Origin of the sequence: Methanofollis aquaemaris, from assembly GCF_017357525.1 — an archaeon.
Lineage (GTDB): Archaea > Halobacteriota > Methanomicrobia > Methanomicrobiales > Methanofollaceae > Methanofollis > Methanofollis aquaemaris.
The window spans coordinates 2,200,178-2,224,282 of record NZ_CP036172.1 but is presented as its reverse complement, the minus strand read 5'-3'; the positions used below and the strand labels follow the sequence as shown (position 1 = coordinate 2,224,282).

The window sequence follows — 24,105 nt, the reverse complement described above, 5'->3', positions numbered from 1 at the left end:
TGCCTTCCCCCATGCTCGCGCGGGGGCGCTGCCCCGGGACCTCCTGGACGAAGATAGAGGCAGGAAGGCAGAGGAGAGATCATGAAAAGGATGGTGTCGTTCCCGGCGTTCTCTTCACGCGAGGAGAGAGAGATCTCGTTCAATTACATCGTGTTGGCGACCTTTCGTGCTTGAGGCGCCACCAGAGATCCTATTGAAAAACTCCATCTGCTCCCTGCAGGTTTTCTCTTCCAGTTGCGAGCGACCGCCACCGCTCTTCAAGAGCACAAAAAAAGTCTCTCCCGCACGACCTCAGAACGAGTCGATCGAGATCCCTTCAAACGTCTCGGCGATCTCTCTGACGTCCTTGACCCCGAAGGCCGTCTGGACCGGGACCACGTCGAGTTCGCTCGCGCACGAGCACATATAGTCCAGAATATCAATGGAGAGCTCGCGGTGCTGGCGGCTCTTGCGGAGCTGATCAGTGAGGTGCGCCACCATCTCGGGCGTTTCCATCCGGAGTTTCGCGAGAGAGAGGACGCACATGAAAATCCTGGAGAGGTTCCGGTCAGGTCCGGTGATCGTCTCAAAAAAGTTCTTGAGCACCTGTGCCTGGTAGACCTCGCCACTCATAGGTGAAGATCCACCTCTGGGAGTAAAAAAGATAGCGGTTTGGCCCCGGGGTCCCGCTCACTTCTTGGCGCTTACGATCTTGATGATGTCGCCGTTCTTCAGTTCGGTGCTCTCCTTGATCCGCATGTCGGTCCTGGCGTCGACGGCGTACAGGAAGCCCTCGCCGATATCGGTGTGGACGCGGAAGGCGAGATCTTTCGGGGTGGAGCCCTTCGGCATCAGGAAGGCGTCAGGGAGAACCCGACCCTGCTTGTCGGTGAAGTGGCGCTCGTCCTCAACCGGGTAGACAACGATCTGGTCGAGGAGTTCGAAGACCGCCCGGTCGATCGCCTGCTGGACGCCGGTCCCCTCGTGCTCGGTCATCATGACAGCGAGATGTTCGAGTCCGGCCCTCTGCTGGGCGGAGAGGTTTGCGTCTTCCTTGATCGTGAACGAGGGGTCGCCGGGGATATAGTGGATGAACCCCCCATCCGCGGCCATCCGCAGGGCGAGTTCGGCAGCGGCGCTGCTGACCACGCCTCCCATCTCCGTGAGTTCGCCGAGCAGGGCCTTATCAGCGGTGTCCATCTTGTTCCCGACAAAGAGAACCGGTTTGTTCTTTGCAAGCAGCAGTTCACAGAAGGGGACAAGGTTCCCGATCTCCGAACGCTGCAGGTCGATCCCGAGCTCGTTCTCCGCGTGCAGCGAGTCCTCGAAGGTGATCCCGAGGCCCGCAAGGACTTCGGCCACGCCGTCGTGGATATTGTAGTTCTTCGACTGGGCCTGCCGCTGGATACGGGGCCAGTGCTTTGCAAGGATGCCGTGGACCCACATCGTCATCTCGACGCCCAGGAACTTGATATCCTCCCTGGGGTCATGGCTTCCGGGTTCGACCGGGTTACCCTCCTCGTCGGTGGCCCCGCTGGCGTCCACTACATGGAGGATGGCGTCGGCCTGCCTGAGGTTGTCCAGGAACTGGTTGCCGAGCCCCCGCCCCTTGTGCGCATCGGGCACCAGGCCCGCCACGTCGATGAAGGCAATGGGGACAAAGCGCACGCCGTCCTGGCACTGGGTGCAGCCCTCGATGCCGAGTTCTTTGCACGGGCACGTCGTCCGCACATAGGCGACGCCATGGTTCGCGTCGATGGTGGTGAACGGGTAATTGGCGATCTCAACCTGCGCCATGGTCGCGGCCTTGAAAAATGTCGATTTGCCGCAGTTTGGTTTTCCGGCCAGTGCAAGCGTAATCATAACAATTCACTTTTACCTTTGTACTCTTATTAATCTGGTACCATGGGCTACATTACACGGAAGACCTATTATTTCGACGAACCCGGTGAGGCAAACACCGAGGACGCCGCCAGGTTCGCCGTCGAGCGCGCGCAGGAAGCAGGGATCAACACCATCGTCGTGGCCTCCTCCACCGGCAAGACCGCCCTCGCCTTCCTCAGGGCAATGGAAGGTACCGACCTGCGTCTGGTGGCCGTCACCCATGTCGTCGGCTTCTCAGCGCCCGGGGTCTGGGACTTCGATCCCGGGGCGGCCGCAACCCTGCGGGCGGCAGGCGCCGAGATCGTCACCGGGACCCATGCCCTCTCCGGCCTGGAGCGGGCGATCTCCAGGTCGCCGAAACTCGGCGGGTCGTCAAGGACCGAGGCGATCGCCGAGGCGCTCAGGCGGACGGTGGCCGTCGGCCTGAAGGTGGCCGTCGAGTGCTCGCTCATCGCCGCCGACCATGGCGCGATCAGGGTGGACGAGGAGATCGTCGCCGTCGGCGGAACCGCCACCGGTGCCGACACCGTCTGCGTCATCAGGCCTTCGCACACGGCCTCGTACTTCGACCTCCAGGTGCGCGAGATCGTCGCCATGCCACGGAACCGGTGACCAGGATATGGTACTCGCATCCCTCCAGGACACCTTCGGCCTGCTCACAAAATACCCGGCATTCTGGGCGGCGGGCATCGTCGCCGGCGCAGCCCTCGGCATCGACCTCTTCCTCGAGTTCTCGGGAGAGGTCTTCTTCGCCGGCAAGATCCTTCTCCTCGGACTGCTCCTTGTCCCCTTCTTTGCGGCCGGAGCGTATGGCACCGCACACCGTGAGGACCGGAGCATGGCCGTCTTCCTTGAAGAAGGGAAGAAGGGCTACTTCAGAGTCCTCCTCCCCGGGATCGTCCTCTTCCTTGCTACAGTGGTGACGGTCTTCCTCCTTGCGATCCCGATCACCCTGGTCCTGGGAGAGAACGCCATTGCTATGGCCGGGTCGGCCGTCTTCGGGGTCATCCTCTCCTTCGCCTTCTTCGCCTACTTCTACGATGTGGCGGCGGTCACCGAAGAACTCGGGGTCTTTGTCTCCCTCCAGCGGAGCGCCGCCGTGGTGCTCACCAGGCTCTGGCAGGTGCTCCTCTTCTATCTCGTCAACCTCTTCGCCCTCTTCATCCTGGGCTTCGGGGTGCTCATCGTCTGGAGCATGCTCGTGTATGAGAAACTTGCTCCTCTCGTGGAGAGCGGGGAGACCTTCGCCTTCGACGCGGCGAACGCCACCGCCACCCAGGCCCAGTTCATCACTCTCCTCGGGCCCGACGGCGCCATGATCACCGCCATTACCTATGCGGTCTTCATCGTCCTCGTCCTCCCCTTCACCCTCGCCTTCAAGGCCGCCTTCTATGCGCGGCATGCCGATGGCACCGTCGAAGAACCGATTGTTGAGGTGGGAGAGTACGACGAGAAGGGGCGGTGGTACAAGTATTGAGGTCATCCCGGATCCTGACGGGAGGGGGGTTGGCCCCCCCATCACCACCATACTATTGAACGAACCTCTTCTCTCTAGATCTTTGATGTGGCCTTCCCGGCCCAATCTTCATGCTGGGGTCCGGGGGCAGCGCCCCAGGTGCGAGCGTGGGGGAAGGCACGTCGATCAGAAGTGCCTCCCCAACCAAAAGATCTGAACCAGCCGTCCGGTGCCGGGGAAAGAGCCGCCGGACCCTCCACGGTGAAGAGACCAGGGGGGCGGCGATTGAGGAGTGCTTTCCCCGCCGCCCGGTCGCAATTGAGAGAGGGCAAGGATCCTCCCACACTCGAAGCGTTCAGAACAATGTTCATGCGGCATACCCGAGGCGTGCTTTCGCTTCATGAACGATTCAACAAAGCCTAAAAACCCTACAAACCCTTCTTCAGAGCAGGAGCGCCAGTCCCGCAGCGCAGATCCCGCCGCCCAGCGTGGCGATGAGGTTGGTGCCCGCGTTCCCGAAGACCCCACGGTTCTCCAGGGTCGCCCCGACGACGCTGTCCACATTGGTCCCGACAAAACCGGCAATCATCCCGATGACCGCGATCCAGGGGTCGGCCACGCCGAGGGCCCAGGCGGTGAGGGAGACAAACGCCGCCGCACCCAGTCCCACCGCCTCGCCGAGCAGGGTCACCCCACCGTTGGTGCCCGGCGACACCCGTTCGAGGGTGGTGATCAGGTACGGCCGACCGCCCATCACTCCGATCTCGGAAGCCACCGTGTCGGCCGCGGCCGAGGCCACGCTCCCGAGGAAGAGTGCGATACAGGCCGGGTGGCCGGTGATCCCGTACAGCACCGCGCCGACCGTCGCGACGAGGCCGTTCGCAAAGACGTTCAGGTAGCCCCGCACCCCGCCATGGGACTGCGCCACCCCGAGGTCGTTCTTCTCTCTGTACTTGAACTTCGTCGCCCCTGAACCCAGGATGAAGAAGACGAGCATGATGAAGAACCAGCGGACATCGGCGAAGACGATGAGGAGGAGGCCGATGATCGCCCCGGAGAAGAGGCCCGAGAGGTCGGCGGCCCTGAAATGGTACGAGAGGTAACCAAAGACCAGGGCGATGACCGCAGCCAGGAGGAGCGACTGGAGGTCGATCGAGTAGCCGATCTCAAAGAAGAGCTGCTGGGCCATAGCCACGCCGAGTGCCTCGATCATCAGGGCGTCCTCGCGACCGACCAGGGCGGCTCTCAAAAATACGGCGACAAGCGCCCCGATGAGAACAGTGAGCGGGGAGAAGACCCCGAGGTAGGCCATGGCCGCAAGCGCCCCCAGAATTCCCGAGACGATGTAGGCGATATAGGACCGGGGTTTTCCCCCGGTCGCCCTGAAGGCGAACTCACCAAGGACGATAATCGCCAGGGTCGAGGCGAAGACCGCCAGCGAGAGAAGGCCGAGGCCGTACAGCAGGGCGGTGACGATGATCGAGATCGAGACATACCGTGTCCCCTTGATCAAGAGGAGGACGCCGGAGAAGAGGATCACCAGCAGGGAGAGGAGCCATGCAGGCTGGACCAGCGGAGCTATGAGGATCCCAAAGACCGCAAGGACAGCAGCCAGCGCAGGCCCGATCTCCCGAGTCATCAGGATGATCATTGGGAGTACTCCAAAAAGAACTTTGTAGTAGGGAGAGGCGGGGGCACGGCATCTCCTGCGCTATCTCATCCCTGGAAACGGACCCGCGCCCAGGCGGCGGAGCGTCTATCAAATAGACTGCCCCTTCTTCCGGACACCCCAATACTATAGGTGAGTCAGGACATCTGCCAGGAGAGTATTCAGCATCCCCACCAGAGCAGCATGGCCGGCATCGTGAAATATAGACCAGGATTGAGGCTTTGCTTCAAAGTGGATACTCCGGGCGCCGACTTCATGCTCTCCCTTCCCATCCCCACGAGTTAAAAACTTGAAAAGACAATAGGAAAGAAGATGTCATCCTCGCATACGATCCCTAAAAACTACGACTTTCGGGAAGTGGAGGAGCGGTGGCAGCGCACATGGTGCGACGAGGACAACTACTTTGACCCCGACTCGAAAAAGCCGCGGTTCATCATCGACACCCCGCCGCCCTACCCCACCGGCAACTTCCATATCGGGAACGCCCTGAACTGGTGCTATATCGACTTCATCGCCCGCTACAAGCGGATGCGCGGGTACAACGTAATGTTCCCGCAGGGATGGGACTGCCACGGTCTCCCGACCGAGGTCAAGGTCGAAGAGATCCATGGCATCACCAAAAACGATGTCCCGCGCGAGGAATTCCGGCGGCTCTGCCGGGAACTCACCCACGAGAACATCGCAAAGATGCGGACCACCCTGCGGCGGTGCGGGTTCTCGACCGACTGGAGCCATGAGTACATCACGATGCTCCCCAAGTACTTCGGGAAGACGCAACTCTCTTTCCTGCGGATGCTCAAAGAGGGCTATATCTACCAGAGCGAGCACCCGGTGAACTTCTGCACCCGCTGCGAGACGGCGATCGCCTTTGCCGAGGTGAACCATGAAGCCAGAGAGACAAAGCTCAACTTCTTCGACTTCGACGGCCTGGAGATCGCGACCACCAGGCCCGAACTCCTCGCGGCCTGTGTGGCGGTCGCCGTCCACCCCGAGGACGAGCGGTACGCCGACCTCGTCGGCAAGCACCTGACGGTGCCCCTCTTTGGCCATGAGGTTGTCGTGATCAAGGACGAGGACGTCGACCCCTCCTTTGGTTCCGGCGCCGTGATGATCTGCACCTTCGGTGACAAGCAGGATGTCCACTGGTGGAAGAAATACGACCTCCCCCTCAGAAAGGCCATCGACCGGAAAGGCAGGATGACAGCGCTCTGCGGCCGGTACGAGGGTATGAATGCCGAAGAGTGCCGCACGGCGATCCTCGCCGACATGGAGACGGCCGGGATCCTCAAGAGACAGGAGAAACTCGAACAGCGGGTAGGAACCTGCTGGCGGTGCAAGACCCCGATCGAGATCCTCTCTGAGCGGCAGTGGTTCGTGCGGATCAAGCCCGAGGAGATCCTGGAGGCCGCCCGGAAGGTCAAGTGGTACCCGGAGCACATGCAGATGCGCCTGGAGAACTGGGTCGAGCAGATGGAGTGGGACTGGTGCATCTCGCGCCAGCGGATCTTCGCCACCCCGATCCCGGTCTGGTTCTGTGCGAAGTGTGGCGAGATGGTCCTGCCCGACGAGGCCGACCTTCCAGTCGACCCGACGGTCACAAAGCCCAACCACCCCTGTCCGACGTGCGGGTCGGAGGAGTTTGTTGGCGAGGACGATGTCCTGGATACCTGGATGGACTCCTCAATCTCGGTCCTGAACATCACCGGATGGGACGGGAGCGGCACGCCCGAGATCTTCCCGGCGCAGTTGCGGCCCCAGGGGCACGACATCATCAGAACCTGGGCCTTCTACACCATCCTCCGCGCGGTGGCCCTCACCGGCGAGCGGCCGTGGGACGGGATCCTGGTCAACGGGATGGTGCTGGGCGAGGACGGATTCAAGATGTCCAAGAGCCGCAACAACATCATCCCCCCCGAGGACGTGCTCAAAGAGTACGGCGCCGACGCCTTCCGGCAGTGGGGAGCGATGGGCTCAGCCACCGGACAGGACATCATGTTCAACTGGAACGACGTCGTCGCGGCGTCCAGGTTTCAGACCAAGATGTGGAACATCATCCGCTTTGTACTGACCCAGCTCGAACGCGAACCGGTGGAGGAGGCGGCCGAGGTGACCGAACTCCTGGACCGCTGGCTTCTTGTAAAACTCTCGGAGACCGTGGCCGAGGTCACGAACGCCCTCGAGACCTACCAGTTCGACCAGGGGCTCAAGGCGATCCGGGACTTCACGAGGAACATCCTCGCAGATGATTACATCGAACTGGTGAAAGGCCGGCTGTACTCCGACGCTCCTGAACGCGCGAGCGCCTGCCGAGCCCTGACCATCACCGTCGACGCCCTCTGTCGGATGATCGCACCCTATACACCACACTTCGCCGAGGAGTGCTGGGCCCAGTTCAGGGAGGGCTCGGTGTTGAAGCAGCCGTGGGTTGAGATTGCCGTCGAGGACGCGGAGGCCGAGCGGATCGGCGACCATGTGGTCGACCTCACGGCAGAACTCCGCCGGTACAAACACGACGTGGGCCTTGCCCTGAACGCCCCCTTCGGGAGGGTGAACATCTACGCACCCGACCAGATCGACGACTCAGGCGATGTGGCGCGGGCGTTGAACGCCACGGTCGCCTGGAAGACCGGCGAGCCGAAACTCGAAAAGTCGGTGGCCGGCGTCACATTCAATATGGCAGTGATCGGCCCGAAGCTGCGCAAGCAGGCGAAGGCCTTCATGCAGGCGGTCGAGGCCCTACCGCCCGAGATGCTCGTCACCCCCCCGGCGACGGTGACCCTCGACGGCGAGGAAGTCGCGGTTCCTGAGGACGCCTTCGCCCCGAAGTTCGCCTTCTCGGTGGAAGGCGAAGAAGTCGAGGTGCTCGACTTCGACGAGGTGACGGTCACGCTGCGGCGTGACTGAGTCCTCCAACTTTTTTTGGTGCCGGCGATTCGTGATAAACACAGAGCTCTCCGGCTGTGTCGAACTCATCTGAACAATCCAATCTTTTCCTTTTATCGAACTCACCCCCGGGGGAGAGAACCAGGCCCTATTATCACCGCTCTCCATGATTGATCATACCATGCCAATCGATCAGATCCCGATCGGGAAGTTCTCCCACCTGACCCGGCTCTCGAAGAAAGCGCTGCACTGCTACGACCAGAAGGGCCTGCTGGTGCCGGTGGCAAAGGACCTCTGTTCAGGCTACCGGTATTATGCGATCGCCCAGATCGACCGGGCCGTCAGGATCCGCGCCCTTGCCGGTCTCGGGTTCTCCCTGGACGAGGTGGGGGCAGTCCTCGACGCCCTGGACCAGGGAGATACCAGGGTCGTTGCAGGACTCATGCAGATGCGGCGCCGTGCCGTCAGGCAGGAGATCGATCGGTTGCATGGGGTGGAACGGGTGCTGTCGTCGGCAGACCCGTTGAAGGAGTTGTTCAAGATGTCACTTACCGAATGGACAATCAAAGAAGTCGCGCCCCTGCGCGTCGTCTCGACCCGTGAGAAAGGAGCATATGCAGAGGTCACCGGCCCGATGATCGAGAAACTCTGCCGGGAGGTTGCCCTCCCTGAGAACAGGAACGCCATGGTGAAGGTCACCGGCACCGTCATCTCGATCTGTCATGCCGGAGACGAGAACGGAAGCGACTGCGATGTCGAGGTGGCCCTCCCGGTCGCGGGAGCGGTGACAGTCAGGGATCCGGCCATCGAAGTGCGGGTGCTGCCAGGGTGCCGGGTCCTCTCGACGCTGTACCAGGGACCGCATGAGAACCTTCCTCTAGCCCACCGGCAGGTGAGGGAGTATCTCGCCGCCCACAGCCTGCACCAGACCGGGCCTGAGCGCGAGATCTATCTCAACGACCCGGCAGAGACCGCGGCCGCAGACCTCATGACCGAGATCCAGTACCCGGTCAGGGAGTGAGTGCGGCGAAGGGGCCTCTTTTTTTGGCCCTGAGAATCAAGTATGAACCGAGAGCACGCCTCAGGCATACCGCGGAAACATTGTTCTGAGCGGCGTTTTGAGGTGTGAAAGGATTCTTGATCCCTCTCAACCGCCGCCCCTCGACTATCTTCATCGTGGAGGGTCCGGGGGGTCTCCCCCCGGCGAGAGACGACAGGTTCAGATCGGTCTGGTGTGGCGGCCCGTCGATCGACGTGCCTTCCCACACCATACGCGCCGGGGGCGGTGCCCCCTGACCCCCGGGATGAAGATAGGGGCCGGAAGGCCACAACGGAGATCCCAATAATTCCTTTCACCGCCCCCATCTATCCTCGCGCTGGAGGGTCCGGGAGGCAGCAAAAAGACGGTGTTCATGCTTCCCACACCGTCGCAAGGGAGGGATCACGGACTCTCCCACCCCCGGAAGATCTCCTCAGAAAATTTTCATCGCTCTCCTGACTTCCCCCTCTTCCAGAGATAAAGAAAGATGATGGTTTCAAACTCTCCTCTCTTCGTAGCGTGAACATCCATTCCTCGCCTTCTTCTCTCCTTTCACCGGTGGATCTGCCGCCCCGGCCCTATCTTCGTCGTGGGGGGTCCGGGGGGTCTCCCCCCGGCGAGAGAAAGCAGGAGAACATTCTTTACTCTATAGGTGGGGCGGCACGTCGATCGGTCTGCCTTCCCGCATGCTCGTGCCGGGGGCGCTGCCCCCGGACCCCCGGGATTGCGATAGGGGCGGGAAGGCGCACGTGATGATGATGAAAAGGGGATTGCCGTCATCCTCCCTATCTTCTGCGGGGGGAACGGGGGGCAACCAGCCACCCGGAGGAAGATCTGCGATCAGAATTTCTGGAATGAAGGGTTTTGATACGGACGAAGATTCATGTTCGGGATACTTTTGGGATATGCTCAGAGTATCGTCAAGGCCAAATCATTATTGAGATACTCCCCATAGTACCAGATCGTGGTCTCTCAACCCCGCTCCTTCTCTCGCATCATGGACATCGACCCAATCCGGCGGCAGGGTCTGATCAGTCTCGCCTCCACGGTCGGCCTTACCGCAGTTGGTTTTGTTGCCACGATGTACTTTGCCCATGTGCTGGGGAAGGCCGCATATGGACCTTATGCTCTCTTCCTCGCGTACTATGGGATCTTCAATCTCATCGGCGACGGAGGGTTTGGCGGTGCGGCGGTCAAACGGATCTCAGCCGGGAGCGAACGGAACGAATACTTCACGGCCTTTCTCGTACTGAGAGTTCTTCTCCTTGCGCTCTCGGTGACCGCACTCCTTTCCATCCGCCCGTTCATCGACGCTCTCCAGGGCGAAGGGATATTTTTCTGGCTGGTGCTTGCGCTGGTCATCGGGGTCTTCACCGGCGTCACGGGAAATGGGGTCTACGGAGAAGGGAAGGTCGGCGTGAACCAGAGCGCGGGTCTCCTGAACAGTCTGGTAAAAATTCTTCTCCAGGTGGTCGCCGTCTTCTTCGGATATGGTGTCGCCGGACTTGTCGGCGGGTTCGTCGCCGGTCTTTTCGTTGGTGGCCTCTTCACCCTCAGGTTCCTCTCTCTCAGACCGGCACGGTTTACCCGGCGCCACCTCATAAACCTCAGCACCTTTTCCTTCTGGATCTTCCTAGCCTCAAGTGGGGTGATCATCTTCTCGTACGCCGACACGATCCTGGTCGGCTACTTCATGACCGATGCCGACGTCAGTGTCTACCAGATCGCCTTCCAGTTCACCGCCGCCGCGGCCTTCACCACCACGGCGCTCCGCACGACCCTCTACCCAAAAATCAGCCGCTGGCACGCCGACCGGTACCCGGCCTGGATCGCCAATTCCCTCTCCCGCGCCTTCACCTACTCCCTCCTCCTCGCCGTTCCGGTGGCGGTGGGGGGGTGGGTTCTCGGCGACCGTCTCCTCTACTTCTTCTATGGCGCGGGTTTTGCCGAGGGGGCGGCGGTGCTTGGCATCCTCCTCCTGGTGCAGGTGGTCAATGTCTTCATGTACCTCCAGACGATGACGCTCAGTGCCATCGACCGGCCCAGGGAGTCCTTCTATGCCACCGGCACCGCGGCGATCGTGAACATCGCCCTCGACCTCGCCCTCATCCCCATCCTCGGGATCGAAGGGGCGGCGATCGCCACCCTCGTGACGATGCTCGTCAACGTCGCCATCACCCGCCATTATCTTGCAAAACAGATCCCGGTGCGCCTCGAGCGCGGCCCCACCCTCCATATCCTCCTCGCCGCCGGGCTGATGGCACTCGTGCTCATTCTGTACCGCTCGATCATCCCCCTCTCCAATGTCTTCATCGCCCTCGCCGCCGTCGCCCTCGGCGGGATTGTGTATGGACTCGTGCTCATGAAGGCCGACCGCGGCATCCACGACGAACTCCGCGACCTCGTCGTGCAACTCGGGGTGCCCTTGCCCCGATGGCTGTGAATACCGAGGGAGTGCGTGAAAAGGCGCGAGGATCGGATTTGCCGCCCTAAATCAGAAAATCTTTCCCGTAATCTTTGCGCCGGGGGTTTCACACCTCGGAGATCCAGTATCCTGTCAGGGACTGAAAACCCCGCAACCTCTATCATCCCGGAAAGGGACGATCCTGTATGTACAGACACACGACAGAGGAGATGTAATGCCGCGTGAAGCGCTCTATGTGGGGCTTGCCTGCCTCGTCGCGGCCGCGGCCCTCTGGTTTCTCACGGCCAACCTCACGGTGAGCGGCCTTCTCGCCCTCCTCGGCATCGTCCTCGTCCTCCTCGGAATGCAGACGTCGGAATATACAGAGGAACCGGAGGACGACGAGGAGAGCAAACCGGAGGAATGACCGAGTTAGGGAGAGGATAGGCCCCTCTGAGCGGCTGAAGAGGGTGTAGGCACGCCAGAACAGGAAATCTTCGAAACAAGAAAAAAAGTGTTCGTTGAGAGGACCCACGGTCCGATTATTTCCTTCTTACGAAGAGGATAAGAGCGACGCCGGCCCCTATTGCAAGGAGAAGCAGTATCAGGGGGGATGTCGATGTCTTCTCGGCCGGTGATCCAGTCTGCGTCGGAGTGGCCGTGGTCTCCGTCTCCGTGACGGTGGGCTCCGGGGTAGCAGGGGTGGGTGTCGGTTCGCTGATCTCGGCACTGGCCGATGTCGGCACACTTACGACCGGAACAACAGTTGCACCCTTTGCATAGGTGATAGCAAAGGACGAAATGCCCGGCGCAAACGCCCGGTAGGTGGCCGTGCTCGAGGTCTGTTTTTTGAGTTCTGTGGGGAGGATCATCCATGACCCGCCGTCGAGATATCTCAGTGCGATATCGCCGACTTTGATGCCTCTGGTGGAGATCCATGAGATCGGCACCTCAAATGTGACGACGACATCATCGAACTGGTCGTTGGAGGCATAATAGAGGGTCGTATTGATATATTGGTACACAGGCCCGCGGAGCGTCGGCGAGGGGTCGTCCGTGGTCTCCAGTTTGACCATGATCCCGTCGATATACTCTGCGGCGGTGAAGTTGATCGTGGATATCGCCGAGTCATGGAAGGTGAGCGTCACCGAAGCGCCCTCCTTCAGGTTTCCCGAGGCTGCAATATCATACGTATCGCTATCCCCGCTATCAGACACCGGGGGGAGTTTCACCGTGACGTTTGCCGTCGTGGTGTTCGACCCGCCCCCGTTCGTCGCTGTCAGGGACACCGTGTAGGTGCTGGCCGTTGCATAGACATGGACTGGGTTCTGCTCTGTCGAATGTGCACCGTCACCGAAGGCCCACAACCACGACGTGGGAGCATTCGTCGAGAGATCAGCGAAGGACACCGCAAGCGGCACCGGGCCGGAGGTCACGCTCATCGAAAAATCGGCGATGGGGGCCGAAGGCATCACCGTGACGTTTCCCGTCGTGGTGTTCGACCCGCCTGCGTTCGTCGCGGTCAGGGTCGCCGAATAGGTGCCGGCCGTTGCGTAGACGTGAGTCGGGTTCTGTTCAGAAGACACATTCCCATCACCGAAGGACCACGACCACGACGTGGGAGCATTCGTCGATTGATCAGTGAAGGACACGGAGAGAAGGGTCACGTTCGTCGAAAAGCCGGCGACGGGAGTCGGAGGCGTCACCGTGACATTTTTCATCGTGCAATTCGACCCGCCCGTGTTCGTCGCAGTCAGGGACACCGTGTAGGTGCCGGCCGTTGCATAGGCATGGTCCGGGTTCTGTTCAGAAGACATATTTCCGTCACCGAAGGACCACGACCACGACGTGGGAGCATTCGTCGAAAGATCAGTAAAGGAAACCGCAAGCGGCACCGTACCGGAGGTCACGTTCATCGAAAAGCCGGCGATGGGAGCCGGAGGCGTCACTATGACGTCTGCAGTCGTGGTGTTCGACCCGCCTGCGTTCGTCGCGGTCAGGGTCGCCGAATAGGTGCCGGCCGTTGTATAGACGTGAGTCGGGTTCTGCTCTATCGAGGTGGTGCCGTCACCGAAGGTCCACGACCACGACGTGGGAGCGTTCGTTGAATGATCGGCGAAGGACACGGAGAGAAATGCCACATTCATCGAAAAACTGGCGACGGGAGGCGGAGGGTTCACGGTGACAGTCTTCGACATTGTGTCGGATCCGCCTGCGTTCGTCGCGGTCAGGGTCGCCGAATAGGTGCCAGCCGTTGTATATACATGGGTCGGGTTCCGTTGAGAAGATACATTCCCGTCACCGAAGGCCCACGACCACGATGTGGGAGAGTTCGTCGAATGATCGGTGAAGGACACCGCAAGCGGCACCGGGCCGGAGGCCACGTTCATCGAAAAACTGGCGACGGGAGGCGGAGGGTTCACGGTGACGGTCTTCGACGCGGAGCCGGATCCGTCCGCGTTCGTCGCGGTCAGGTTCGCCGAATAGGTACCGGCCTTTGTATAGACGTGAGTCGGGTCTTTTTCAGAAGACGCATTCCCGTCACCGAAGGTCCACGACCACGATGTGGGAGCGTTCGTCGAAAGATCGGTAAAGGACACCGCAAGCGGCACCGGGCCGGAGGTCACGTTCATCGAGAAAGCAGCGCCGGGGGCTGACGCCGCAGCGAGCGGAATGAGGGCTACAAGTACTATGATGAGGATCAGGCCGAACGTGGCCTTTCCCGGGCGGATATAACGTCTGGATCCTGTCACTATAATCATCTTCCATTTGTAAGACTGGAGACATGTTCGAAAGAATGTTCAAGCACGACGAATCACTATTGACATTCGATATAATTATAATTATTGATCAAAATATATGCTCATGGTGCCATTTACCCCACTTTTATCCAACCAAACAAAAAAAGGCTAGTTACCCAGGCCTGATGCCGGGGCGTCTTCAGCAGGGTCCAGAGTATCTCCTCACCACGGGGCGGCAGACAAAAAAATATGGAATTCAACGGAAACGCTCATCTCCCTGACCCGGCCTGCCGCCTGATCTCGGTGGCGACAAAGTCCAGCACCGCCTCTTTTTCGAGCATCGCATCGACGAGGACGAAGCGATCGGGCTCGGCCTCGGCAAAGCGGAGATAATTCGTCTGGACTGCGTCAAGGACAGCCGCCTCCTCGAAGTGCTCCTTATGCTCCTTGAGCCGCGTGACCGCCGCCTCCACCGGGAGGACGCAGAGGAAGGTGAGGTCGGGAACGACGGTGAAGGGGACGTGGACGGCCCGCAGCCATCCTTCGGGGTCGGGCATCGTCCCCTGCAGGGTCACCGCCTGGTACGCATACCGGGAGTCGGAGTACCTGTCGGAGATGACAATCTTTCCCTCCTCAAGGGCCGGTCTGACGACATGGGTGAGGTGGGCGGCATGGTCGGCGACAAAGAGGAGGCACTCGGTGATGGGATCGCGGTTCTCGGCGATCGCGCGCCGCACCGCCTCGCCGACCCAGGTGGCCCCGGGCTCGCGGGTGATGACGGGATCGAGGTCGGCGAGGGCGCCGGCAAGCCCCTTCACCAGGGTGCTCTTCCCGCTCCCGTCGATCCCCTCGACGGTCACGAGCACGTCCGCCCCTCCTGCAGCCATTCGAGGGGGATTGTACCTTTATGAACGCCGGTCGCCACGATCGCTCCGTCGAATCCTGCGCCCTCGAGCATATCGAGGTGCCGCACCCCGGCCACGCCGCCGCCCCAGAGGAGACGGCCCGAGTAGGCGGCGCGGAGGTCTTCGAGATCGTCGGGGAGGCCGCACCCGGTCCCAACACCACCGATGTTGAGGAGAATGCACCCGGCGAAGGGGAGGGACTCGACCCGCTTCAGCACCTCGATCGGCCGCTCGCCCTTCGGGATCACAAGGCCGTCCTTGATATCCACCGAGAGAAAACATCCTGCATATCCAGAGAGATCGTCGCCCGCCGTCTCAGTCCCGACGACGTTCGTCACCCCGTCCATCAGATCCGCCGGCGTGCGGCAGCCGCGGTCGAGATAACAGCGCGTCACCATCCCGGCAAGGCGCCCGACCACCTTGTCGTGGTTCCTCAACCCCTCGATCCGGTCGAGATCGGCGATATAGAGAGATTTTGGCGCTAACTCCCGGAGGTAAGCTTCGGGCTCGGCCGTGGGAGAGAGGCCCCAGGTGAGCGGGGCGTACGTCTCCCGTCGTCCCTTTGCGCCGTGGACAACATAACCTCCCTTCAGGTCCATTGCAAGAATACATTCCATGTGCTCAACGTAATCACTATTAGGATTAAAGATCATTAATTTCTATGCGATTATTGGTCAGCCCAAGCAGTATCGAAGAGGCCCGATCTGCCCTCGCTGCAGACATCATCGACGTGAAAAAACCGTCGGAGGGTTCGCTCGGTGCCAATTTCCCCTGGGTGATCCGCGCGATCAAGGAGATGGCGGAGAAGCCAGTCAGTGCTGCCATAGGTGATTTTGATTACAAACCTGGAGGCGCCGCTCTCGCAGCATACGGAGCGGCATGCGCTGGTGCTGACTACATCAAGGTGGGGCTCATGTTTGACGGCAAGGAAAAGGCCTACGAACTGAGCAGAGCGGTCGTAAAGGCGGTCAAAGACGAATTCCCGGAGAAGATCGTCGTCATCGCCGCGTACTCCGACTACCAGCGCCTCGGCACCATCTCGCCCTTCGTCGCCGCAGAGGCTGCTGCCGATGCCGGCGCCGACGTCGCCATGATCGACACCGGTAAGAAAGACGGGAAGAGCACCTTCGCCTTCATGGACGCGGATATGCTTGCCGCCTTTACCGCAAAGAACCGGAGCCTTGGGGTCGAGACCGCTCTTGCGGGTTCGTTGAAGTTCGAGGATCTCACCGCCCTCAAGACCATCGATCCCGAGATCATCGGGGTGCGCGGGATGGTCTGCGGCGGCGATCGGACCGATGCCATCAGGCCCGAACTGGTGGAGAAGGCCCTGGCAATGCTCAGGTGATGACCATGTACACAGAAAAATTCGAGATCCCCACCGCTCTCACCTTCGACGATGTCCTCCTCAAGCCCGCGGCGTCGTACGTCGAGCCGTACAACGCCGATGTGCATGCAATCTTCTCAAAGAAGATCCCGTTGAATATCCCGATCGTCTCCTCAGCGATGGACACGGTGACCGAGTCGGAGATGGCCATCGCCCTCGCCCGCCTCGGCGGGATCGGGGTCATCCACCGGAACATGAAGCCGGACCACCAGGTCGAAGAGGTGACCAGGGTCAAGCATGCCGAAGACCTCATCGAGCGCGAGGTGCTCTCGGTCGGACCTGACGCCACGCTCAATGAGGTGGAGGCGCTGATGAACCGGCACGGGATCAGCGGTGTGCCGGTGATCAAGGAGAAGCAACTGGTTGGGATTGTCTCCCGCCGTGACATCAGGGCTATCCTGCATGTGCGTGGCGAGGAACCGATCGCCTCGATCATGACCAGAGAACCGATCACGGCCCGCGAGGATGTCACCACCGCAGAGGCACTGGAGACGATGTACGCCAACAAGGTCGAGCGTCTGCCGGTGACCAACGGGAACGGGAAGCTCCTCGGGATCATCACCATGCAGGACATCCTGGAGAAGCGTTCTTTCCCGCAGGCAAACCGTGACGCCTCGGGCAGCCTGAGGGTGGCTGCAGGGGTCGGGCCCTTCGATGTAGAACGCGCCATCATGCTCGATGAGGCAGGGGTCGACGCCATAGTCGTGGACTGCGCCCACGGGCACAACATGAATGTGGTCGAAGCGGTCAGGAACATCAAGGGCAGCGTGAAGGCCGACGTCATCGCGGGCAACATCGCGACCTCGGAAGCCGCCGAGGCCCTCGCCGATACGGTCGACGGGCTCAAGGTCGGGATCGGACCTGGCTCGATCTGCACCACCAGGATCGTGGCCGGGGTCGGTGTCCCGCAGGTCACGGCGATCGCAAGTGTCGCCGAGGTGGCGTCGCCGCTCGGCATCCCGGTCATCGCCGACGGCGGGGTGCGGTATTCGGGCGACATCGCCAAGGCCATCGCTGCAGGCGCCAACTCGGTGATGATGGGCAGTCTCCTTGCCGGGACCGACGAGGCTCCGGGGCGGCTCATCGCGATGCAGGGCAGGAAGTACAAGCAGTACCGCGGCATGGGATCGCTCGGCGTGATGAGCGGCGGCGAGTCCTCGGACCGGTACTTCCAGAAGAAGGGGATCGGCAGGACGAAGTACGTCCCCGAGGGCGTCGAAGGGGCGATTCCCTATGTCGGAAAGGTCTCGGAGGTTGTCTACCAACTCATGGGCGGGCTGAAGGCCGCGATGGGGTATACGGGCTCGGCAACGATCGATGACCTGAGGACCAGAGCGCAGTTTGTCAGGATCACCGCGGCCGGTATGGGAGAGTCCCATCCGCACAATATTCTCATCACCGACGAGGCCCCGAACTACCGGCAGATGGGATAATCCCATTTTTTTAATAGGATAACCACTAACATCAGGTAAAGATGTTTGAGAGCACCGAGACCTCCCGCATCCTCGACATCCTGGGGAACCGCAACAGGAGGAGGATCCTGGATCTCCTCAGACAGAAGCCCTGCTTTGTCACCGAGATCTCGGACAGACTGATGATCTCGCCAAAGGCGGTGATCGAGCACCTCCAGTTGATGGAACAGGAGCGGATCCTCTCTTCCTTCCACGACGACCGGCGGCGGAAGTATTATTGCCTGACCCGGGAGATCAGGATCGATGTCCACCTCAGCAACGGCGATCCAGTCCCCCTCATCCAACCGGCAGAGAATCTGGAGGGGAAGTACCTGGTTTCCCTGTACACCCTCGCCAGGATGATCCGGGCGCGCGACCGCCTGGCCGCCGAGTTGGAGACCATCGAGCGGGAGATCGATGTCAAGATGAATGACATCGTCAGGTACAGCCGGAACCTGCTCGCCGACGAGGTCGAGATGGACCTGGTCCTGGCCCTGGCCCACTGCACCCTCACCCTCAGAGACCTCGAGGAGTACACCGGCCTGGAGGCCGGGCCGGTGGAGAGGATGCTCAAAGACCTGATCGTGAAGGGTATCGTCGAACAGAACGGTAACGAGTACATGTTGCGTGGTCCTTATGTCAAACAATCCCTATGACGAGATTTTCAAAAACCTGGCAGAGATCCTGAAGGAGGCCCTGAGTCAGAACGGCGAAAACCCGAGGGTCATCGGATGTGCGATCATCGCCGGCGGGGGCGGGCCCGGACCCGAACCTGAGGCCCATGACGACGATGGGATCGACTACGAGATCACCGAGTGCGATCGGTGTGTCTATATCACCGCCCCGATTCCCCCGGATTGCGAGGAACAGGTCTCGGCGGCGATCGAGGCGAAGGCAGTCACCCTGACGATCGGCGGCGTACAGGAGACGATCGATCTCGAAAGCGAGGTCGACGAAGAGCAGAGTTCGGTCTCATGCAACCACGGTGTCCTCGATATCGTCTGTGTGAAAACCGAGTGAATGATTCTCTGGCTCTGTTGAAACAGGCATGAACCCCGGGCTCAAGCATCCGCGATTGAACATTGTTCAAGAGATCTTCTGATCGACGTGCCTTCCCGCATGCTTGCACCGGGGGCGCTGCCCCCGGACCCCCGGGATTGCGATAGGAGCAGGAAGGCGCATGTGATGATGCTGAAGAGGGGATTACCGTCCTACTCCCTCTCTTCTGCGGGGGGAACGGCGGGAAACCAGCCACCCGAGGACAAGGGTGTGGTCAGCCCCTGATGCACACTCCTGAAGAAGATTCAACAGGGCCGATTTTCTCGAACTCACTCTCGATCATCCCCTGCAGAAGATAAGAGCAGGTTAGCCTATCAGCCCCATAAGGAATGATCTCAATCGATCAATTCAAAGGATCTCAACAAAACCGAATGAATCTGAATCCCTTTCTTCTGATGGGCCGGTGAAAGACCCACCATCATTATATATTATCAACGATTTATAGACCAAACAGGATTTTTCCATTCCAACAGGGGGGACAGATGAAGACCTTGATACTTGCAGGCGGGAGAGGTACCCGGCTCTTTCCCTTGAGCCGCTCCCATTTTCCGAAACAATTTCTCCAGTACTTCGAGGGGGAGTCACTCTTCCAGAAGACTCTCAGGAGGGCCCTGCTCTTCTCAGCACCCGACGAGGTGACGGTGGTCACCAGCGCGGACCACCGGTTCCTGGTCATGGACCAGATGAAAGGGGTCGGAGCCGAGTGCCGGGTGCTCGTCGAGCCAGAGGGGAAAAATACTCTGCCGGCGGTGCTGTACGGGCTGAAACATGCCGTCGACGATGAAGAGCACGTCGCGGTCTTCCCGTCCGACCACCTCGTCGAGACCGACGAAACCTATGGAGCGGCGATGAAGGCGGCCGGGAGACTGGCAGAAGAGTACCTCGTCACCTTCGGGGTTCCCCCGCGTTCGCCGCAGACCGGGTACGGCTATATCAGGCCGGGCACCCGGGTCGAGGGGGGGTATCGGGTCGATGCCTTTGTCGAAAAGCCCGACCTTCAGACGGCAGAGCAGTATATCAAAGACGGGTTTCTCTGGAACTCGGGGATGTTCCTCTTCAACACCCGCCTCTTCTTCGAAGAGTGCCGGCACTGCATACCAGAAGCCCTCTCGGCGTTTGAAAAATCAACTGAAGAGGCTTTCAGGCTGACACCGGCGATCTCGGTCGACTACGGGGTGATGGAGCGGACGAAGAGGGCCGCGGTCGTCCCGCTCACCTCGGCATGGAGCGACGTGGGAAGTTTTGACGCCTTTTATGCTCTTGCAGAAAAAGATGGAAAGGGAAACGTCGTCCATGGCGAACACCTCGGGATCGATGGGGGGAACAACCTCATCGTCTCCGACCGCCTCGTCGCCACCATCGGGGTCTCGGAGATGGCGATCGTCGATACCAGAGATGTCCTCCTGGTCTGCCCGAAGGCCGAGGCGCAGCGGGTCGGCGAGATCGTCGGGACATTGCAGACACGAGGGGACGCCCGATGCGAGAGTCACACCACGGTCTTCAGGCCCTGGGGCTCATACACCCTCCTCGAAAGTGGGCCTTCCTTCTCCATCAAACGGATCACCGTCCTCCCCGGTCGGAGGCTCTCGCTCCAACTCCACCACCACCGGAGCGAGCACTGGGTGGTGGTCAGGGGTACGGCCCTCGTCTCGAACAATGGGGAGCGGTTCTTTGTCCGCTCCGGCGAGAGCACCTATGTCCCCGCCGGGGTGAAGCACCGGCTCGAGAATCCGGGCCTGATCCCGCTCGAAGTGATCGAGGTCCAGAACGGCGAACACATCACAGAGGACGACATCGTCAGGTACGACGACGATTTCAAACGTGAAAAGCAGCCGGAAAAGAGACCGACAGTGCTATGTACCCATACGATACACTAAGGAATCGGATCGCATGAGATATGTCGTAACGGGGGGTGCGGGGTTCATCGGCTCCCATATCGCAGAGGTGCTCTCGAATGAGCACGAGGTCGTGGTCATCGACGACCTCTCCACCGGTCATCGTGAGAACATCCAGGACTTCGATGTCGAGTTCGTCGAGGGGAGCGTGACCGACCTCCCCCTCCTCCGGGAGATCTTCAGAGGTGCCGACGGCGTCTTCCACCAGGCGGCGATCGCCTCGGTCCCGAAATCGGTCGACGACCCCCTCGCCACCCACACCGTCAACGAGACCGGAACGCTCGACGTCCTCCTCGCGGCGCGGGGCGCCGGCGTGAAAAAAGTCGTCTTCGCCTCCTCGTCGGCGGTGTACGGCGAGGAGCCCACCCTCCCGAAGCACGAGGGGATGCTCCCGGCCCCGGTCTCTCCGTACGCCATCTCCAAACTGACCGGCGAACACTATGAGGCAGTCTTCTCAAAACTCTTCGGGCTCAAGACCGTGGCGCTGCGGTACTTCAATGTCTTCGGGCCGCGCCAGGATCCCTCCTCCCAGTACTCGGGAGTGATCTCCATCTTCACCGACCGGGTCAAGGCGGGCGAACCGATCACCATCCACGGCGACGGCGGGCAGACCCGCGACTTCGTCTATGTGGCCGACGTGGTGCGGGCAAACCTCCTCGCGATGGAGCGGGACGTGACCGGGGTCTTCAACATCGCGCGCGGGCGGCAGACCGACCTCAACACCCTGGCCAGGGGTGTGATGGAGGCGGCCGGGCGCGAGGTGCCGGTGGAGTACGGCCCGGTCCGCCAGGGCGACGTCCGCCACTCGCTCGCGGATATCTCCAGGGCCCGCGAGGTGCTCGGGTGGGCACCTGAATGGTCGCTGGTGGACGGGTTGGTGGAGACGATCCGGTGGGATGCACGCTCCGGATAGGCCACCAATACATCGGGCGCCTTCACACTCCCCTCACATTTTTCGCCCCAGATGAAGATATCCGAGAAACATCTTCGCCGAATGCCAGATCCTCTTCGCCTCTTCCGTACCATCTCTCCGTAAGATCTGCCTGAGGACCAGAGGGACATAGCGGGGCGAGAGGTAATAGCCGCGGAGAAGAGCGTTGGCCTCCTCCACCATCTGCTCGCCGCTCAGGTCGGGATATGAGATGACGGCCCTCTGATGGCCATGGGCGTCAAGATACCCGTCCGAGTCTTCGTAGAGGAGATACCCCTGTTCCCTGCACCACGCATAAAATGCAGTCCCCGGGAAGGGGGAGGCCACCGCGACCTGGAGAACTTCAGGCCTCGTCTCCCTGATGAGGTCACGTGTCCGCGCAATGGAGGCCTTCGTCTCACCCGGCAGACCGATGATAAAATCACCATGGACCATCAGTCCGGCCTTCCTGGCATTCCGTGCGAACGCACGGATCTGATCGGTGGTGATACCTTTTTTTACCCTCCTTAAGATCTCGTCGTCCCCCGACTCATATCCAGTTATCAAAAGACGGCAATGTGCTCTTTTCATCTCCTGCATCGTCCGGAGGTCCAGGGTGTTGGCGCGGGCATTGCATGACCAGGGTATCGTGAGGCCACGTTCCTGATACTCTCTGCAAAAGTCCAGCACCCTCTGCGAATGGATCGTGAAGGTGTCGTCTTCAAAAAAAACCTCCCTGACCGCAAGGTTCTCCTCGATCCAGGAGAGTTCGTCCAGCACACCGGAGATGCTCCTGACCCGGTACTTCCGTCCCGTGAGGGTCTGGGGCCAGGCGCAGAAGGTGCACTGGTTCGGGCACCCCCTCCCGGTCAGGATCTGGACCTCAGGATAGAGGGACTGACCAAGAAAATAGTCCTCGATATTCAGATGTTGGTCATAGACCTCAGAGACGAAAGGGATCTCGTCGAGGTCTTCAGAAGAGGAGAACTCCCGGTCCGGATTATGAACCGTCGTTCCATCGGTGCGGTACGATATGCCGCGGACAGGGCGCAGATCCTCCCCTTTCTCAACTGTTCTCGCAAGTTCTCTCAGGGTAAAATCATATTCGAAGCGTGCAACAATGTCGACACCTCCCTCTTCCAGGATCCGGTCAGGCAACTGCGACGCCGGCGGTCCCACCAGCACCGTCTTTGTCCCCGGGCAGGCCTCTCGAACGGCTCCGGCAACGGCACAGTCGTTTTTCAGACTCGGGAAACTGGAGTCGATGACCGTCATACCCGGGTCTGACCAGGAGATATACCTGACGACGTCATCTCTGGACCAGCCCCTCGCGGGGGCGTCGATGAGATCGATCTCGTGCTCCTGACCGAGGAGGGCGGCGGCGTATGCCAGCCAGATCGGATAGTAGAGGGTACCTCCTCTTCCCGTATCCTGCCAGCGTCCGCCCCTGCTAAAATGAGGGAAATATGGTGGGTTTAACAGACTGATCTTCATGATTTCCTCCAGAAACTGTGTGCAAGTCCATGCCAGAACCCCAGCATATAGGAGAGATGCTCCACCAGGTAGACGACCGGGACCGAGAGGAGATAGGCGGGCCTTCTCGTCCTCACGAATATCGCCAGATCAAAGAGGATGATCAGACCAAAATAGATCAGAAGAAGCAGAAGAAACACTTCGAAAAAGGAAAAATACGTGAAAATAACAAAGAGACCGAGGACCGGGGGGGCGACCTGCAGGTCCCAGAGTCGGTTCCTTCCTCTTCCATAGCCGAAGAAGTGCATTCTCCGGGCAAAATCACCGAGGCCCCGCTTCTGTTCATGAAGGACGAGCGCATCCGGGGTGTACACAAGGTCGCCCAGTCTTCGGATCCGCCTGTTGAGCTCGGTGTCCTCATTGACCGGGAGGCCGACATCAAACCCGCCGACCTCCAGGAGGTCCAGACGCCGATACATGCAGTTGCAGCCGCTGATGCTGGAGACCTTCTTCTTATAGGGGATGAGACGGTCCTGGACAGAGTTCGCACTCCCCAGAAACGTGTCCAGTGCAAGGGCAATGGATTCTTCCCAGATGCCGGACCCAATATTTCGTACCCCTCCCCCGACTCCTGCAACGCCGCGCCGAAGTTCAGGAGAGAGGTGTTCGAGCCAGTCTGGCAGAGGCCGACAGTCGGCATCGGTGTAGGCCACATAGTCGCCGGATGCCTCTTCAAAACCGGCCTGCCGTGCACCGCCGACGGTCCCATAGTCCTCGGAGATGATCCTGAGGGGATACTGCCCGGCAATCTCGACGGTATCGTCCGTAGAATTTCCATCGACGAGAATCACCTCATAAACCGGGATAGACTGATTGAAAAGAGCATCAAGACAGGGTTGAAGTTGTGTCCCGGCATTTTTTGCAGGGACAATGACCGAGATCTTCGGATCCGGTGGCGTTGCATCCATCA

At 60.5% G+C, this 24,105-nt stretch carries 20 protein-coding genes; 12 read left to right on the top strand and 8 right to left on the bottom strand.

Annotation, left to right across the window (positions count from 1 at the left end):
- Positions 1–291 precede the first annotated feature (291 nt).
- Positions 292–612 (bottom strand): hypothetical protein, encoded by a 321-nt coding sequence (locus RJ40_RS10655; protein ID WP_265580830.1) that lies wholly within the window; start codon positions 610–612, stop codon positions 292–294.
- Between the two features lie 57 nt (positions 613–669).
- Positions 670–1,842, bottom strand: coding sequence for a redox-regulated ATPase YchF (locus RJ40_RS10650; RefSeq protein WP_265580829.1), 1,173 nt, complete (start codon positions 1,840–1,842; stop codon positions 670–672).
- 42 nt (positions 1,843–1,884) lie between these two features.
- Here RJ40_RS10650 and RJ40_RS10645 point away from each other — a divergent pair, with 42 nt between their 5' ends.
- Positions 1,885–2,475: a pyruvate kinase alpha/beta domain-containing protein gene (locus RJ40_RS10645; RefSeq protein ID WP_265580828.1), complete on the top strand. Its 591-nt coding sequence runs from the start codon at positions 1,885–1,887 to the stop codon at positions 2,473–2,475.
- Positions 2,476–2,482: 7 nt separating this feature from the next.
- Positions 2,483–3,340, top strand: coding sequence for a DUF7847 domain-containing protein (locus RJ40_RS10640; protein ID WP_265580827.1), 858 nt, complete (start codon positions 2,483–2,485; stop codon positions 3,338–3,340).
- 421 nt (positions 3,341–3,761) lie between these two features.
- On the opposite strand, the gene RJ40_RS10635 is transcribed toward RJ40_RS10640, so the two are convergent.
- The gene (locus RJ40_RS10635) at positions 3,762–4,970 is read right to left on the bottom strand and encodes a DUF92 domain-containing protein (protein ID WP_265580826.1); all 1,209 of its coding nucleotides are present in this window, start codon (positions 4,968–4,970) and stop codon (positions 3,762–3,764) included.
- 330 nt (positions 4,971–5,300) lie between these two features.
- Here RJ40_RS10635 and RJ40_RS10630 point away from each other — a divergent pair, with 330 nt between their 5' ends.
- The 4 genes from RJ40_RS10630 (at position 5,301) to RJ40_RS10615 (ending at position 11,741) form a co-directional block, all read left to right on the top strand.
- Entirely contained in the window at positions 5,301–7,892 is a 2,592-nt protein-coding gene (locus tag RJ40_RS10630) for a valine--tRNA ligase (protein WP_265580825.1), read from the top strand.
- 160 nt (positions 7,893–8,052) lie between these two features.
- Entirely contained in the window at positions 8,053–8,892 is an 840-nt protein-coding gene (locus RJ40_RS10625; protein WP_265580824.1) for a MerR family transcriptional regulator, read from the top strand.
- Between the two features lie 1,015 nt (positions 8,893–9,907).
- Positions 9,908–11,353: a flippase gene (locus tag RJ40_RS10620; RefSeq protein WP_265580823.1), complete on the top strand. Its 1,446-nt coding sequence runs from the start codon at positions 9,908–9,910 to the stop codon at positions 11,351–11,353.
- A gap of 196 nt (positions 11,354–11,549) precedes the next feature.
- Positions 11,550–11,741: a hypothetical protein gene (locus RJ40_RS10615; RefSeq protein ID WP_265580822.1), complete on the top strand. Its 192-nt coding sequence runs from the start codon at positions 11,550–11,552 to the stop codon at positions 11,739–11,741.
- Positions 11,742–11,856: 115 nt separating this feature from the next.
- Here the strand turns inward: RJ40_RS10615 and RJ40_RS10610 are convergent, their stop codons facing one another.
- The 3 genes from RJ40_RS10610 to RJ40_RS10600 form a co-directional block, all read right to left on the bottom strand.
- A complete protein-coding gene (locus RJ40_RS10610) occupies positions 11,857–14,067 on the bottom strand; it encodes a PKD domain-containing protein (RefSeq protein ID WP_265580821.1) in 2,211 nt (736 codons plus the stop codon).
- Positions 14,068–14,324: 257 nt separating this feature from the next.
- Positions 14,325–14,921 carry a dTMP kinase gene (gene tmk, locus RJ40_RS10605; RefSeq protein ID WP_265582569.1) on the bottom strand — a complete coding sequence of 199 codons (597 nt, stop codon included), beginning with the start codon at positions 14,919–14,921 and terminating at the stop codon, positions 14,325–14,327.
- Entirely contained in the window at positions 14,912–15,559 is a 648-nt protein-coding gene (locus RJ40_RS10600; protein ID WP_265580820.1) for a HisA/HisF-related TIM barrel protein, read from the bottom strand. Before RJ40_RS10600 ends, tmk begins: the two co-directional genes overlap by 10 nt.
- A gap of 62 nt (positions 15,560–15,621) precedes the next feature.
- On the opposite strand from RJ40_RS10600, the gene RJ40_RS10595 reads away from it, so the two are divergent.
- The 6 genes from RJ40_RS10595 (at position 15,622) to RJ40_RS10570 (ending at position 21,665) form a co-directional block, all read left to right on the top strand.
- Positions 15,622–16,308, top strand: coding sequence for a (5-formylfuran-3-yl)methyl phosphate synthase (locus RJ40_RS10595; protein WP_265580819.1), 687 nt, complete (start codon positions 15,622–15,624; stop codon positions 16,306–16,308).
- A 5-nt stretch (positions 16,309–16,313) separates the two neighbouring features.
- Positions 16,314–17,780 (top strand): IMP dehydrogenase, encoded by a 1,467-nt coding sequence (gene guaB / locus RJ40_RS10590; protein ID WP_265580818.1) that lies wholly within the window; start codon positions 16,314–16,316, stop codon positions 17,778–17,780.
- Between the two features lie 41 nt (positions 17,781–17,821).
- Positions 17,822–18,454: an ArsR/SmtB family transcription factor gene (locus RJ40_RS10585; RefSeq protein WP_265580817.1), complete on the top strand. Its 633-nt coding sequence runs from the start codon at positions 17,822–17,824 to the stop codon at positions 18,452–18,454.
- Positions 18,435–18,818, top strand: coding sequence for an Hsp20/alpha crystallin family protein (locus RJ40_RS10580; protein WP_265580816.1), 384 nt, complete (start codon positions 18,435–18,437; stop codon positions 18,816–18,818). The genes RJ40_RS10585 and RJ40_RS10580 overlap by 20 nt, the downstream gene beginning before the upstream one ends.
- Before the next feature lie 521 nt (positions 18,819–19,339).
- Positions 19,340–20,734, top strand: a complete 1,395-nt coding sequence (locus RJ40_RS10575) for a mannose-1-phosphate guanylyltransferase/mannose-6-phosphate isomerase (protein WP_265580815.1) — start codon at positions 19,340–19,342, stop codon at positions 20,732–20,734.
- 13 nt (positions 20,735–20,747) lie between these two features.
- On the top strand, positions 20,748–21,665 hold the full coding sequence (locus RJ40_RS10570; protein WP_265580814.1) for an SDR family oxidoreductase: 918 nt from the start codon (positions 20,748–20,750) through the stop codon (positions 21,663–21,665).
- Between the two features lie 33 nt (positions 21,666–21,698).
- Here RJ40_RS10570 and RJ40_RS10565 read toward each other — a convergent pair whose 3' ends face one another.
- A complete protein-coding gene (locus tag RJ40_RS10565; RefSeq protein ID WP_265580813.1) occupies positions 21,699–23,156 on the bottom strand; it encodes a B12-binding domain-containing radical SAM protein in 1,458 nt (485 codons plus the stop codon).
- On the bottom strand, positions 23,153–24,103 hold the full coding sequence (locus RJ40_RS10560; protein WP_265580811.1) for a glycosyltransferase: 951 nt from the start codon (positions 24,101–24,103) through the stop codon (positions 23,153–23,155). The genes RJ40_RS10565 and RJ40_RS10560 overlap by 4 nt, the downstream gene beginning before the upstream one ends.
- Positions 24,104–24,105 lie beyond the last annotated feature (2 nt).

What these genes read in the sequence shown, in the direction of transcription:
- RJ40_RS10655 (WP_265580830.1), bottom strand. Translation starts at nt 612, where the DNA reads ATGAGTGGCGAGGTCTACCAGGCACAGGTGCTCAAGAACTTTTTTGAG.
- RJ40_RS10650 (WP_265580829.1), bottom strand. Translation starts at nt 1,842, where the DNA reads ATGATTACGCTTGCACTGGCCGGAAAACCAAACTGCGGCAAATCGACA.
- RJ40_RS10645 (WP_265580828.1), top strand. Translation starts at nt 1,885, where the DNA reads ATGGGCTACATTACACGGAAGACCTATTATTTCGACGAACCCGGTGAG.
- RJ40_RS10640 (WP_265580827.1), top strand. Translation starts at nt 2,483, where the DNA reads ATGGTACTCGCATCCCTCCAGGACACCTTCGGCCTGCTCACAAAATAC.
- RJ40_RS10635 (WP_265580826.1), bottom strand. Translation starts at nt 4,970, where the DNA reads ATGATCATCCTGATGACTCGGGAGATCGGGCCTGCGCTGGCTGCTGTC.
- RJ40_RS10630 (WP_265580825.1), top strand. Translation starts at nt 5,301, where the DNA reads ATGTCATCCTCGCATACGATCCCTAAAAACTACGACTTTCGGGAAGTG.
- RJ40_RS10625 (WP_265580824.1), top strand. Translation starts at nt 8,053, where the DNA reads ATGCCAATCGATCAGATCCCGATCGGGAAGTTCTCCCACCTGACCCGG.
- RJ40_RS10620 (WP_265580823.1), top strand. Translation starts at nt 9,908, where the DNA reads ATGGACATCGACCCAATCCGGCGGCAGGGTCTGATCAGTCTCGCCTCC.
- RJ40_RS10615 (WP_265580822.1), top strand. Translation starts at nt 11,550, where the DNA reads ATGCCGCGTGAAGCGCTCTATGTGGGGCTTGCCTGCCTCGTCGCGGCC.
- RJ40_RS10600 (WP_265580820.1), bottom strand. Translation starts at nt 15,559, where the DNA reads ATGGACCTGAAGGGAGGTTATGTTGTCCACGGCGCAAAGGGACGACGG.
- RJ40_RS10595 (WP_265580819.1), top strand. Translation starts at nt 15,622, where the DNA reads ATGCGATTATTGGTCAGCCCAAGCAGTATCGAAGAGGCCCGATCTGCC.
- guaB (WP_265580818.1), top strand. Translation starts at nt 16,314, where the DNA reads ATGTACACAGAAAAATTCGAGATCCCCACCGCTCTCACCTTCGACGAT.
- RJ40_RS10585 (WP_265580817.1), top strand. Translation starts at nt 17,822, where the DNA reads ATGTTTGAGAGCACCGAGACCTCCCGCATCCTCGACATCCTGGGGAAC.
- RJ40_RS10580 (WP_265580816.1), top strand. Translation starts at nt 18,435, where the DNA reads ATGTCAAACAATCCCTATGACGAGATTTTCAAAAACCTGGCAGAGATC.
- RJ40_RS10575 (WP_265580815.1), top strand. Translation starts at nt 19,340, where the DNA reads ATGAAGACCTTGATACTTGCAGGCGGGAGAGGTACCCGGCTCTTTCCC.
- RJ40_RS10570 (WP_265580814.1), top strand. Translation starts at nt 20,748, where the DNA reads ATGAGATATGTCGTAACGGGGGGTGCGGGGTTCATCGGCTCCCATATC.
- RJ40_RS10565 (WP_265580813.1), bottom strand. Translation starts at nt 23,156, where the DNA reads ATGAAGATCAGTCTGTTAAACCCACCATATTTCCCTCATTTTAGCAGG.
- RJ40_RS10560 (WP_265580811.1), bottom strand. Translation starts at nt 24,103, where the DNA reads ATGGATGCAACGCCACCGGATCCGAAGATCTCGGTCATTGTCCCTGCA.